Source organism: Paenibacillus cisolokensis (assembly GCF_050481165.1).
GTDB lineage: Bacteria > Bacillota > Bacilli > Paenibacillales > Paenibacillaceae > Paenibacillus_AH > Paenibacillus_AH cisolokensis.
In genome coordinates, this window is the sequence record NZ_JBCNFP010000156.1 from 1 (window position 1) to 12,439 (window position 12,439).

Sequence of the window (12,439 nt, forward strand, 5' to 3'; positions counted from 1 at the left end):
TCTTTGATGCAACGCTAGTGCGATAATACAGTATTTTTGGCCTCCAAGCGGCGTGTAAGGCGGAAGTGATCAAAAAATCCTGCACTTTCGCAGTAATTTGAGCCAAAGACATCTGTCGGGGGCAAAAATCCTGCACTTTTGCAGTATTCACCGCTCTTCGGCTGTTACCGGCGGCCCCTGCCCGTCGGAATAGGTCGCTCGGCTGTCGCCGGTGACATCGCTCGCTGGCATAGCCAACTTCGGCTATCGCCGGCGACATCGGCCCGCTGGAGCGGTCCGACAGCAACATAATCGCGACGGCTACTCTTCTGCCACAATGTCCGGTGGCGGACGAGACCGCTATAGGACAAAAAGGAAGGGGCGGTCCCTAGGTCTTTCAAGACCTTTTGGGACAGCCCCTTTTGTCGTTCAATCGATATTCATCGGCATCGGCGGTTATAAATTGCGAAGATTTTCCCATAATGGTAGTACATCGATAGAAAGACAGGCAAGGGAAGGAGGTGGGTTCAAGATGAATTTGGCCGAAATGCTCGGTTATGCCGACATTCAGCAATTGAGCCGGATTGCCGACGTTTATCGCTGCGAATGCAACGGCCATTCCAAGCACGAGCTGATTCAGTCGATCCTGGCGACTGTCGGCCGCAACGATGTGTTCGAGGAGCAGATCGGCCGGCTTCGGCTGGAGGATATGCGGTTTCTGAGCACGATCATCTTCGAATCGCGCAATTCCTTCAGTCTTGAGGAGCTTGTGGCCAAGGTGCAGCAGAGCCGCTTCGGCATCGAGCCGGATCAACCGGAACCGGCTGGCGAGATGCCGGCCAAAGGGAGAAAAAAACGCGGCAAGCCGGAGCGGAAGCAGGAGCCGGCCGCGGCCTGGCAGTCGCCGCGGGAGACGATTTTGCGCTTCAAGCATCAGGGCTGGCTGTTTAACGGGCACAGCGGCGTTCACCGCTATTTGTTCCAGGTGCCGGAAGACCTGAAAATGCGGTTTAAAGAGTCGATGCGGCGCAAATTTGCCGAACGGCTCGTCTACACCGGCGAGCCGCCGGCTTACCGCGATGAGCAGCATCTGCTTGCCGACGATATCCGGCGTTTCCTCCATTACGTCCATCATTACGATGTGCCGCTCACGTCCGACGGGTCGATGTACAAGAGGAGCGTTCAGCAGCTGACGGAGCTGCTCGGCGTAAGGGAAGAGCTGCCGAAAGGCGGCTGGCGGTTCGGTTACGGGAGAAAGTTCAAGGAATATCCGAGCCGCATGTCGCTGCTGTACGACTATTGCTATTTCGCCAAATGGCTGGACGAGAGCGGGCCGGTATTGGCGTTGACGCCCGCCGGGCTGGAACGATTGCAATCGGCCGAACGCGAAGAAACGGCCAAGCTGTACCGCTTCTGGATCAGGCTGTACAAGGGAGCGATTCCGAATCTTCAGGCGCTGGTCGGTTGGATCGACAGCCTGGCCGACCGCTGGGTGACGGCGGAATCGCTGAAGCAGGTGTTGACGCCGTTTATCAAGCCGTTCTACTACGACTCCGAAGAAGCGATTTTCGAACAGCGCATCGTGGCGATGATGCTGCATCTTGGCCTTCTTCGGGTAGGGGAGAGCGAAGAGGGAGAAGTCGTACTGCGCATGACGGCCGGCGGACGGTCCGCGGTTGCCGGCGTCCGGGTGGAAGACGGCGACAGGATCGCGCTGTCCTAGCCAACCGGCGTTGACTTGCGGAACCGCCGTCTGGTAGAATCTCTCACTACATATCGAAGGAGAGATCCATGTGATATTGCCTTATCAAGGCCGGATGCCGGTAGTCCCTGACGACGTATATATCGCCGAGGGCGCGAAGCTGATCGGCGACGTCACCGTCGGCGCGGAAAGCTCAATCTGGTTCAACGCGGTGCTGCGGGGCGACCTGGCCCCGATCCGCATCGGCAGCAGATGCAACATCCAGGACGGCGTCATCGGCCATGTCAATACCGGCCAGCCGCTTCTGCTGGACGATGAAATATCGGTCGGCCACGGCGCCATCATCCACGGCTGCAAAATAGGTAAAGGCACATTAATCGGAATGGGGGCCATCGTACTAAACGGTGCCGAAATCGGTGAATATGCTTTAATAGGAGCCGGTTCGCTCGTTACCGAGAACAAGAAAATCCCATCCTATACTCTTTCACTTGGTTCACCCGCCAAAGTTGTTCGGGAACTGACGGAAGGCGATTTGCAGCGGATGCGAAAGACAATGGAGAGCTATGTGGTGAAAGGTAAGGAATATAGGATCTCTTAAACCCCGTGTGGAGGTGTATCCTATGGACAATGCGAAAACGGCGTATGAAGCGATACTGGGACTGGCGGCCGAGATGGTGCTGGACGAGGCTGTGCTGAAATTTCGTACCGAACGTATATACCGGGCGATCGATTCGGCGCTTGTCGAGGGAGACAAGGATACGTTCCGGCGGCTGGCCGAGGAACTGAACGCACTGCGGCATTGAGCGGCGGTGCCATATTGCTGGGATACAAAAGCCTGTCCGACACCCGAGGGTGGCGGGCGGGCTTTTTACATGCTTCGCCGCAATCATCCTTTTGCTCTCTGGGCAAAACAGCGCATCGTCATGTAAGATAGGATAAGTTCGCATTAACCGGCGAACAATAATATGGAAGGAGCCGATGCGCATTATGAAATTCAGCGACATCAGCGAGAATCAATGGGATGAGCTGTCCCCGTATCTCGATACGTGCCTGCTTCCGGTGACCGGCCTGACGGGACGGGAGCGGCCGTATGAGGCGACGAAGGCGTTGGAGCGATTGCGGGACGTTCTCGACCTGATCGAAATTCCGTTCAAGGGACGGGTCGTCACTTATCCGGCATGCCATTACGGAGCGGATTCGCCGGCGCTGCTCGAAGACCTTTGCGCAGGCGCGAAAGCCGCCGGTTTCCGGTACGTCGTGCTTGTGACGGGAACTTTCGGACTGGCGCTGACGGCGCCGTCGGCCGACCTGATCGTGGCGCCGGAGCCGGACGGCAAAGCGCCCGACGCTTCGCATGTCGCGGAAGCGATCCGCCGCCTGTGGTCGTCGGGTTCGCCGGCGAGCAATTCCGAAGCGGGAGAATAGAATCGCCATCCGCGGGGGAAAACAAGTGGCAGGCAAGGACAAATGTGACAAAATCGTAACAAAATGAGCCGGCCAATTGGAACGGGCTTCAATCGCAATGCCAAATTCTTGACGCTCTTGTACACCTAGGCTATTATAGGTTATGTCTTAGTTCGTCGTGTGTTTTGCCGTGTCTGCAAAACACGAGATACGGTTGGCAAAGGGGGTAGAACAAGAAGATGAGCAACCACGAACACGAAGAATCCGTACACCGCCCGGTGAAGCGCAAGGAGATGACGAGACGTCAATTTTTGGCGTATACGCTCGGCGGCGCCAGCGCGTTTATGGCTGTCGGTCCCGTCCTTCCGATGCTCCGGTTTGCAGTGGATCCTATATTGCAAAAAAAGGAAGAAGGCACTTGGGTTAAAGTTGTCGAGGAAGCGAAAGTTACGCAAGAGCCGCAGGAATTCAAGTTCAAGGTTCACCAGGTTGACGGCTGGTATGAGAGCGACCCGGAGAAAGCGGCCTGGATTACGCGGGACGCCAACGGCGAAATTTACGCCCTCTCGCCGATATGCAAGCATCTCGGGTGCACGATCGGGTGGAATACGGATCAGAAGAACGAATACGTGTGTCCTTGCCACGACGCCCGTTATTCGATCGACGGCAAGAATCTGACGGTTGCCCCGCAGCCTCTCGATGAATACGAGCTGAAAATCGAGAACGGATTCGTTTATCTGGGACCACTCAAGCCGAATTCCCGCGTATCTTAAAGGAGGGCGTAAATCAGATGTTTAAAGCGATATACAACTGGATTGACGAACGTCTTGACATTACGCCGATGTGGAGGGACGTTGCGGATCACGAAGTTCCGGAACACGTCAACCCCGCCCATCATTTCTCCGCTTTCGTCTATTGTTTCGGCGGTCTGACGTTTTTTATTACGGTCATCCAAATTTTGTCCGGCATGTTTTTGACGATGTATTACGTACCGGATATTATCAACGCATATGCCAGCGTCGACTATTTGCAGCATAAAGTTCCGTTCGGCGGCATCGTGCGCGGCATGCACCATTGGGGCGCGAGCCTCGTTATCGTCATGATGTTCCTACATACCCTTCGCGTTTTCTTTACAGGATCTTACAAGGCTCCGCGCGAAATGAACTGGGTCGTAGGGATGCTCATTTTCTTCGTCATGTTGGGTCTCGGTTTCACCGGATACCTGCTGCCTTGGGACAACAAGGCATACTTTGCAACCAAAGTCGGCATTCAGATTGCCGAATCCGTTCCGTATATCGGCCCTTACATCGCCGAACTTCTGCAGGGCGGCAGCATCGTAGGCGCGCAAACGCTGACTCGATTCTTCGCGATTCACGTCTTCTTCCTGCCGGGAGCTCTGCTCGTTCTGCTGGCCGCACACTTCTTCACCATTCGGAAGCAAGGCATTTCGGGACCGCTATAAGAGAAGGGAGGGGCAATAATGGCGCACGGTCACAACTCGAATGAGAAAGTCGTTTACGTCGGCGACTCGCGAATCCGTAAACGCAAACATACGATGATACCGCCGGATTACACCGCATTTCCGGGCAAGTCGGAAGCTTTTATTCCGAACTTCCTGCTCAAGGAATGGATGGTGGGTTGCGTCGCCTTGGTCGGTTTTCTCGTCCTGACGATTACGCACCCCGCTCCGCTCGGCTATCCGGCGGACCCGAATACGGTCGGCTATATTCCGATGCCGGACTGGTACTTCCTGTTTCTGTATCAATTTCTGAAGTATCCGTACGCATCGGGGGATTATGTCGTGCTCGGCACGATCGGCGTGCCGGGGGTCGCATTCGGCGCACTACTGCTCGCTCCGTTTTTGGATACGGGCAAGGAGCGCCGCTTCTATCGCCGTCCGATCGCTTCGTCGCTGATGTTCGTATCGCTTATCGCGCTCGTCTATTTGACGAAGGTGTCCTGGGATCACTATCAGCATCAGCTTGAGCTGACGAACACGGTTCCGGAGCATATCGAGCGTGAAGAGAAGGCACGCGAAGCGGCGCTTGCCGGCAAAGAACCGCCGAGCAACAAGCCGCCGGCAGAGCAGGAAGTGCCGATCGTCGCTGCGGACGATCCGGCTAAGAAAATCGCGGAAAAAGCGACCTGTCTGTCCTGCCACGGCACCGATCTGAAAGGCCAGCCGGGAGCGAACATTCCGGCGCTGCGCGGCGTCGGCGACCGGTTGTCCAAAGACGAGCTGGTCAATGTGATTACCGAAGGCATTCCGCCGGGTATGCCGTCTTTCAAGGACAAATTGAGCGCGGATGAAATTGACCAGTTGGCCACTTGGCTGTCCAAGCAGAAGGCGGAAGCCGCGGCCGAATAACATCAATCGCATTTTACTGCAAAGCAAAACCTGATCGTTCGCGGTCAGGTTTTTTGCTGAAATCGGGAAGGAGAGCGATGGAATGCCGTTCGCTTCGCTACTCGGCCGACCTTTTCTGATGAATCGCGGCGTTCTTTGGACGCTGTTCGCCGTCAATTTGCTCGGCACGATATACGGTTACCTGTGGTACGGGGATCAACTGCTGTTTACGATCGACAACAAACCGGCATGGATGATTCCGTTTGTGCCGGACAGTCCGACCGCGAGCCTCTTTTTTACGCTAAGCTTGCTTTATCTGCTTTTTCCGCCCGAGCGGCCCTCGCTTCCCGGCAGCGTATTGCGTGCCGTTATTGAGGGGCTGGCGGCGGTTACTTCCGTCAAATACGGGATATGGGCCGTCGTCATGATTTTTGCCGGAGCAGCTCAGGGCGATCCGCTGAACTGGCAGCACTATATGCTGGTCGTGTCCCATCTCGGCATGGCCGTCGAGGCGCTGCTCTACGCGCGGTTTATGCAGTTCGGACGGATGGCGGCATTCGCGGCGACGCTCTGGCTGCTTCTCAACGATACGGTGGACTATACGTTCGGCGTCAACCCGTGGCTGCCGAAGGTGCTTGACGACGATATGCCGGCGATTCGCACCTTTACGTACGGCTTATCGCTGTTCAGCATGCTGACGGTCTGGCTGGCAGTCGCCGTCCGCGGCCGAACCGGAACACGGTAACGATCTGCCGTCCTTTGGCCGAAGTTATGCCGCGAACGGAATAAAGGCGGACAACCTCTCATACAATGGTACAACGAATAGGCCGTCCGACGTGCGGGCGGCAAGCCATATGGGAGGGGATTGCCATGAACAAACGGTTCGGGATTATCGTCGCGCTCTGTTTGGTTTTGGCTGCAATCGGATATGCGCGTAACTCCCAGGCGCTGGGGGAAGAGGCATTATACGGGAAAGGGCAAAAAGAATTGCGGGTTCGATTCGAACAGGCGGCGATCAGCTTGTATGCCGCCGCTTCGGAAGGCAACCGGCAAGCCGGCTACCAGGCTGCCGAACGGCTCGATAGGCTGATGCGCGATGCGCGGCTGACGGCCTACGGAACGCCCGACGGCTGGCGCTCGGTGCGGGAAAGCTTGTCGGCGGTCAAACATTCGCTCGAATCCGGTCAGCCGGGTTCGTCCTGGTATGCTCCGGCCGCCCGCATCCGGCTTGTCGCCGACGTTCTCGTCCGTCCCGGCCGCCCGTTATGGCAGCAGTACGAACCCGTAATGCGCGACGATATCGCGCGCGTCAAAAAGGCTTGGAACCGCCAGACGGGCAACGCGGCAGCCGCCGCCTCCGCGGCGATGGCACAGCTGCGGGAGCACGAAGAGCGGGTCATAGCGGCGGCGCTCATGCAGCGCTCTCCGGACACGGTGGCCGGCGCGGAAAGCGCCATCCGTTACATGGACCGGCTGCTCGCGCAAGCCGCCGAGGGAAAAGGCGAGAAGTCCGCGGTCGCCGCTTCTTTCGATATGGCGGAGGACGCTTTGGCGCTGTTGTTTCACGGCAGCGAAGAAACGGACAACGAACCGGCCGTAGCGATTCCGATAGTCGGCATACCGGCGGTATGGACATTCTGGATCGGCGCTTTCATCGTGGCGATGCTTGCCTATTCGGCCTGGCATCGGCGCATGCGCGAGCCTTATATTGTCGTGGCACGGCAAGAGGAAGGCAAGCCGCAGCCGATTTATGCGAAAGAACGTCCACGTTCCGAAAAACGCCGCAAGCGGATTACTCCTCCTTGAACCCTTCGCCCAGCACATCGTGCACTTCGGCGATTACGACGAACGAGCGCGGGTCGATATTGCGGATCATCGCCTTCAGCTTGCGAATTTCATGGCGGGATACGACGCAATAGACGACCTGCTTCTGTTGTCCGGAATAAGCGCCGATCGCCGGCATAATCGTCACCCCGCGATCCAGTTCCTCGGAAATGCGCTTCGCGAGCTCTTCCCCGCGGTCGGTAATAATCGAGAACGCTTTGGCCGCATAAGCGCCCTCCTGAATAAAGTCGATCAGCTTGGAAGCGATAAAGACGGCTACAAGCGTGTAAAGCACTTTTTCGATCGGAATGAACAGCAGGGAGGCGCCGATAATGACGGCGTCAAGCGCCAATATCACTTGCCCGATGCCGATTCCGCGCCATCTTGATGCGATACGGGCGATAATGTCTGTGCCGCCGGTCGTGCCGCCGAAGCGAAAGACGATGCCGAGTCCTGCGCCAAGCGTAACGCCGGCATACAAAGCGGCCAGAATATAATCCTGGGACGTATGAAACGGCGTGATCCATCCCCGCTCGATCAGCTTTTCCCAAAAGGCCAGAAAAACGGACAGCGATACCGTTCCCATCAGCGTGTAAGCCATCTGTTCCTTCCCCAGCAATCGCCAGCCGATCAGAAACAGCGGTATATTAAGCGCCAGCGTCGATACGGAAAGCGGCCAGCCGAGCGCATAATTCAGCAGCACGCCGATGCCGGTCACGCCGCCCTCCATCAGCTGGTTCGGAATGACGAAAAACTGTAAACCGAAAGCGTAAATGGCCGTCCCGAGCAGAATGGGAACGATCGTGCGGAGCCTTACTCCCCAGTTGCGCAGCATCACGAACGACCTCCTTCCGGCAATATTGGTTCCGATACTGGTAGTATATCAAATTGTGCCCAAGGTTTAACCGGCAGACGATGCTTTACGTTGAAAAACGTTGTGTTCGACATCGCTTTACGTTAACATATGAGTTGTAAAACTACAGCCGAAAGGAACATAGCCGATGTCAGAGAAATCATTGGCCGAGATGCAGCGGGAGGTCGATCGATATATCGGCCAGTTTAAGGAAGGCTACTTCAGTCCGCTGGCGATGCTCGCCAGGCTGACCGAGGAAGCGGGCGAGCTGGCCCGGGAAGTGAACCATCTTTACGGCGAGAAGCCGAAGAAGGCGGATGAAGCCGACAATTCGATCGAGATGGAGCTTGGCGATCTGCTCTTCATTATTATATGCTTCGCCAATTCGCTGCAAATCGATCTTACGGAAGCCCATAACAAGGTGATGCACAAGTTCGCCACGCGCGATGCGAACCGCTGGACGAAGAAAAACGCCGAACCGTAAAGGGCGCCTCTACATATGCTGTACCATCACGCCATGTACAAGGAGGATAGGCGGATGGACGGCGGCATATATATCCAAAAAGCTTACGAATCGATATTAAGCGGGGATTTCGAGCAGGCGATCGACTGGTTCGATCGGGCGATTGAAGCCGATCCGGACAATGCCGACTATCATTATAAATGTTTGATATCGTGTTCGCGAAGCGGCAAATGGCCGAAAGCGCTGCTGCATGCGGAGAAAGCGGTCGGGCTCGAGCCCGGGCGCGAAGAATACCGGTTTCACAAACGGACGATCGAAGCCAAAATACTGCTGATCGAAGTGGAAAAGCTGCTTGCGGAGGAACCGCCGCAAACCGAGGGCGCTCTGCCGCTGCTGCGTCAGGTTACCGAGCTCGACCCGCTTTCGTTCGAAGCGTTTTATTTGATGGGACTGGCATGCGCCGGCATGAACAGACTGGAGGAAGGAACCGTATATGCCCGCGAAGCGCTGCGGCTCGATCCGGGCCATTCGGCCGCCCGCACGCTGTATGCGGACTTGAGGCGGAAACAGCGCTTTATGCGCGATCGCGCCGGCAGACATAAACGAAGAAAGAACAGGTGATGACGATGACAGAACAGATACGAGTAGCCGTAACGGGCGGAGGTGGCCGCATGGGCCGGGAGGTTGTCAAGATGGTGCTGGAGGACGAGGCGCTGCGACTTGTGGCGGTCGTCGATCCGTCGGCCGGCGCAACCGACGCGGCCGAGCTTGCGGGCAAGCCGGCTTGCGGCGTTCCGGTTTCCCGGACGCTTGATGAGGCGCTTGCGGATGCGCAAGCCGATGTGCTGGTCGATTTTACCGTCCCGCACGCGGCTTTCGGCAATACGAAAACGGCGATCGAGCACGGCGTTCGTCCGGTCGTCGGAACGACGGGCTTTACCCCGGAGCAAATCGACGAATTGGACAAGCTGTGCCGGGAGCGGGAAATCGGCGGTCTGATCGCACCGAACTTCTCGATCGGCGCCATTCTGATGATGAAATTCGCCGCCGAAGCGGCAAAATATTTTCCGCATCTCGAAATTATCGAATATCACGGCGATCAGAAGCTCGACGCTCCATCCGGAACGGCGGTCAAGACGGCCGAACTGATCTCCGAGGTGCGCCGGGAGTTTCGTCAAGGCAATCCGAAAGAGGAAGAGACGATCGAAGGCGCGAGGGGCGGCTATTACAACGGCTTCCGCATTCACAGCGTGCGGCTGCCCGGCGTATTCGCCCAGCAGGAAGTCATTTTCGGCGCTTTCGGCCAGACGTTGAAAATCCGGCATGATTCGTATGATCGGGCAGGCTATATGCCGGGCGTGAACGTAGCGATCAAAAAGGTGATGACCTACAAGGGGCTCATCTACGGATTCGAGCATTTGATGGACTGACGCTAACGCAGTACAAGCCCGAGGGGGAGAGAAATGATGGCACAAATGAGCATCGCATTCATCGCGCATGACCGAAAAAAAGAAGAGATGGTCAACTTCGTTACCGCATACGAGCACGTTTTTCGGCCGCATAAGCTGTATTCGACCGGGACGACCGGCATGCGGATTATGGAGAAGACCAATCTGAATATACATCGATTTCTGTCCGGACCGCTCGGGGGAGATCAGCAGATCGGCGCGCTTGTAGCGCGCAATGAGCTGGATCTGATCATTTTTCTGCGCGATCCGTTAATGGCGCAGCCTCACGAACCCGATATTATTGCGCTGCTTCGGCTGTGCGACGTTCAGGGCATTCCGGTCGCAACGAATGTGGCGACGGCCGAACTGCTGGTCAAGGCGCTGGAGCGCGGCGATTTTGCATGGAGGGAGCTTGTCCACAAATACAAGGCCGATGAACAGACAGGTGGGACGATATGATCCGTAAACTGGATAAACTGGACATACTTATATTCGGCGCTCATCCGGACGATGCCGAGATCGGGATGGGGGGGACGATCGCCAAGCATGTGCATGCCGGCTTGCATGTCGGCATATGCGACTTGACCGCGGCCGAGATGTCCTCCAACGGCACCGTAGAACTGCGGCGGCAGGAAGCCGCCGCCGCTTCTGCGGTGCTTGGTTTATCGGCCCGAACCTGTCTCGGTTTGCCCGATCGCGGGCTGTCGTTCGACGAGTCGCAGATCGGCGCGATAACGGCGGAAATTCGCCGTTTTCGCCCGCGTATCGTATTTGCCCCGTATTGGAACGATCGCCATCCGGATCACAATCAATGCAGCCGGATGGTCGAAGAAGCGGTATTCAACGCCAAGCTGCTCCGCTACCGACCGGAGCTGCCGGCCTGGCAGGTCAGCCAACTGGTTTTCTATTATATCAACGATGTGGAGAACGTCACATTGACCGTAGACATTACCCCGTTTCAGGAGACGAAGAGGCGCGCGCTCGAAGCGTACCGGTCGCAATTCGCGCCGGTGGAAGCCGGCGAAGACCGGGTAGCGACTCCGCTTAACCAGCGGTATGTGGAGCGCGTGGAAGCGCGCGATGCGCTGCTCGGCCAATCGATGTCCTGCGCTTATGCGGAAGGATTCGCGATGAAGCGTCCGTTTGCAGTCGATTTATTTTGATCGTCCGCTGATGTAGACCGGGTTGTGCGCGAATATATTTTAGAAAACCGGACATTGAAGCCATATGTCAATTACGGGGGGGCACCGCTATGGCGCGAAAGCTGAAAATCGGCATAACCTGTTACCCCACACTGGGTGGTTCGGGTGTCGTAGCAACCGAACTCGGCAAATTGCTCGCCGAACGAGGGCACGAAATTCATTTTATTACCCACAGCATTCCGTTTCGACTGGGACATTTCAGCAAAAACGTTTATTATCACGAAGTCGAAGTCAATGACTATTACGTATTCCGTTATCCGCCGTACGACCTGTCGCTTGCGAGCAAAATGGCCCAGGTGGTCAACATGCAGCAGCTCGATCTGCTCCATGTTCATTATGCGATTCCGCACGCGGTATGCGCTTATCTGGCGAAAGAGATGGTTGGGCGCGACTTGAAAACGGTCACGACGCTGCATGGCACCGACATTACGGTGCTAGCGCAGGACGAGTCGCTGAAGGATCTGATCCGGCTTGCCATTCATCGCAGCGATGCGGTAACCGCCGTTTCGAACGATTTGATCCGGGAGACGCGAGAGCTGCTCGATATCGATTCCCCGATCGACCTGACTTATAACTTCGTGGACAAACGGATCTATTATCCGCGCGATGCAAGCCAGCTTCGCAACGACTACGCGCTGCCGCATGAAAAAGTATTGATGCATATTTCCAACTTCCGTCCGGTAAAGCGCGTCAGCGACGTCATCGATATTTTTGCGCTGGTGGCCGAGCAGCTTCCGAGCAAGCTGCTGCTCGTCGGCGAAGGCCCGGAGTTGTCGAAAATACAGTGCAAAATCAAGCAGATGGGGCTTGAAGACAACGTTCATTTTCTCGGCAAGCAGGAGGATGTCGCCCAAGTGATCTCGATGGCCGACCTATTGCTTCTTCCTTCGGAGAAGGAGAGCTTCGGCCTGGTCGCCCTGGAGGCGATGGCATGCGGCGTGCCGACGATCGGCTCGCTTGCCGGCGGCATCCCCGAGCTTGTGCTGGACGGAATAACCGGTTATCTTTCGCCGATCGGGGATGTGGAAGCAATGGCGCGCAATGCGGTGCGGCTGCTGACGCAGCCTGAGCTGTACGCCCGCTTCCGGGCCGCCTGCATCGAACGTTCGAGAACGCGGTTCTGCAACGATTTGATCACCTCGGAGTACGAACGCATTTATTACCGGGTGCTTGGCGTCGAGGCGGAACTTCCGGTTCCGGTATGCGGGGATTGACCG

At 56.7% G+C, this 12,439-nt stretch carries 16 protein-coding genes; 15 read left to right on the top strand and 1 reads right to left on the bottom strand.

Going from position 1 to position 12,439, the window contains the following annotated elements; translation table 11 throughout:
* Positions 1-511: 511 nt before the first annotated feature.
* The 9 genes from ABEV74_RS21240 to ABEV74_RS21280 all read left to right on the top strand — a co-directional run bounded on the left by ABEV74_RS21240 (position 512) and on the right by ABEV74_RS21280 (position 7,238).
* Positions 512-1,702 (top strand): hypothetical protein, encoded by a 1,191-nt coding sequence (locus ABEV74_RS21240; RefSeq protein ID WP_430149390.1) that lies wholly within the window; start codon positions 512-514, stop codon positions 1,700-1,702.
* A 94-nt stretch (positions 1,703-1,796) separates the two neighbouring features.
* Positions 1,797-2,279, top strand: coding sequence for a gamma carbonic anhydrase family protein (locus tag ABEV74_RS21245; RefSeq protein WP_372447107.1), 483 nt, complete (start codon positions 1,797-1,799; stop codon positions 2,277-2,279).
* A 22-nt stretch (positions 2,280-2,301) separates the two neighbouring features.
* Positions 2,302-2,484 (top strand): IDEAL domain-containing protein, encoded by a 183-nt coding sequence (locus ABEV74_RS21250; RefSeq protein ID WP_062492774.1) that lies wholly within the window; start codon positions 2,302-2,304, stop codon positions 2,482-2,484.
* Between the two features lie 184 nt (positions 2,485-2,668).
* A complete protein-coding gene (locus ABEV74_RS21255; protein ID WP_062496789.1) occupies positions 2,669-3,106 on the top strand; it encodes a DUF2487 family protein in 438 nt (145 codons plus the stop codon).
* A gap of 218 nt (positions 3,107-3,324) precedes the next feature.
* A complete protein-coding gene (locus ABEV74_RS21260; RefSeq protein WP_062492775.1) occupies positions 3,325-3,858 on the top strand; it encodes a Rieske (2Fe-2S) protein in 534 nt (177 codons plus the stop codon).
* A 17-nt stretch (positions 3,859-3,875) separates the two neighbouring features.
* On the top strand, positions 3,876-4,547 hold the full coding sequence (gene qcrB / locus ABEV74_RS21265) for a menaquinol-cytochrome c reductase cytochrome b subunit (protein ID WP_062492776.1): 672 nt from the start codon (positions 3,876-3,878) through the stop codon (positions 4,545-4,547).
* An 18-nt stretch (positions 4,548-4,565) separates the two neighbouring features.
* Positions 4,566-5,453 carry a c-type cytochrome gene (locus ABEV74_RS21270; protein WP_430149394.1) on the top strand — a complete coding sequence of 296 codons (888 nt, stop codon included), beginning with the start codon at positions 4,566-4,568 and terminating at the stop codon, positions 5,451-5,453.
* Positions 5,454-5,535: 82 nt separating this feature from the next.
* Positions 5,536-6,177, top strand: a complete 642-nt coding sequence (locus tag ABEV74_RS21275) for a DUF1405 domain-containing protein (protein WP_430149397.1) — start codon at positions 5,536-5,538, stop codon at positions 6,175-6,177.
* Positions 6,178-6,302: 125 nt separating this feature from the next.
* Positions 6,303-7,238, top strand: a complete 936-nt coding sequence (locus ABEV74_RS21280; protein WP_430149400.1) for a sporulation protein YpjB — start codon at positions 6,303-6,305, stop codon at positions 7,236-7,238.
* Here ABEV74_RS21280 and ABEV74_RS21285 read toward each other — a convergent pair.
* Entirely contained in the window at positions 7,225-8,091 is an 867-nt protein-coding gene (locus ABEV74_RS21285; RefSeq protein ID WP_062492780.1) for a YitT family protein, read from the bottom strand. The two genes, ABEV74_RS21280 and ABEV74_RS21285, sit on opposite strands and share 14 nt — an antisense overlap.
* Positions 8,092-8,257: 166 nt before the next feature.
* On the opposite strand from ABEV74_RS21285, the gene ABEV74_RS21290 reads away from it, so the two are divergent.
* From ABEV74_RS21290 to bshA, 6 genes are all read left to right on the top strand, one after another.
* Positions 8,258-8,593 carry a nucleotide pyrophosphohydrolase gene (locus ABEV74_RS21290; protein WP_062492781.1) on the top strand — a complete coding sequence of 112 codons (336 nt, stop codon included), beginning with the start codon at positions 8,258-8,260 and terminating at the stop codon, positions 8,591-8,593.
* 54 nt (positions 8,594-8,647) lie between these two features.
* On the top strand, positions 8,648-9,193 hold the full coding sequence (locus tag ABEV74_RS21295) for a tetratricopeptide repeat protein (RefSeq protein WP_430149404.1): 546 nt from the start codon (positions 8,648-8,650) through the stop codon (positions 9,191-9,193).
* A 5-nt stretch (positions 9,194-9,198) separates the two neighbouring features.
* Complete coding sequence (dapB, locus tag ABEV74_RS21300; RefSeq protein ID WP_430149407.1) at positions 9,199-10,002, top strand: 4-hydroxy-tetrahydrodipicolinate reductase; 804 nt, start codon at positions 9,199-9,201, stop codon at positions 10,000-10,002.
* 45 nt (positions 10,003-10,047) lie between these two features.
* Entirely contained in the window at positions 10,048-10,479 is a 432-nt protein-coding gene (gene mgsA / locus ABEV74_RS21305; protein ID WP_062496793.1) for a methylglyoxal synthase, read from the top strand.
* Positions 10,476-11,183: a bacillithiol biosynthesis deacetylase BshB1 gene (bshB1, locus tag ABEV74_RS21310; protein WP_430149411.1), complete on the top strand. Its 708-nt coding sequence runs from the start codon at positions 10,476-10,478 to the stop codon at positions 11,181-11,183. The genes mgsA and bshB1 overlap by 4 nt, the downstream gene beginning before the upstream one ends.
* An 89-nt stretch (positions 11,184-11,272) precedes the next feature.
* A complete protein-coding gene (bshA, locus tag ABEV74_RS21315) occupies positions 11,273-12,436 on the top strand; it encodes an N-acetyl-alpha-D-glucosaminyl L-malate synthase BshA (protein WP_062492784.1) in 1,164 nt (387 codons plus the stop codon).
* Positions 12,437-12,439: the final 3 nt, after the last annotated feature.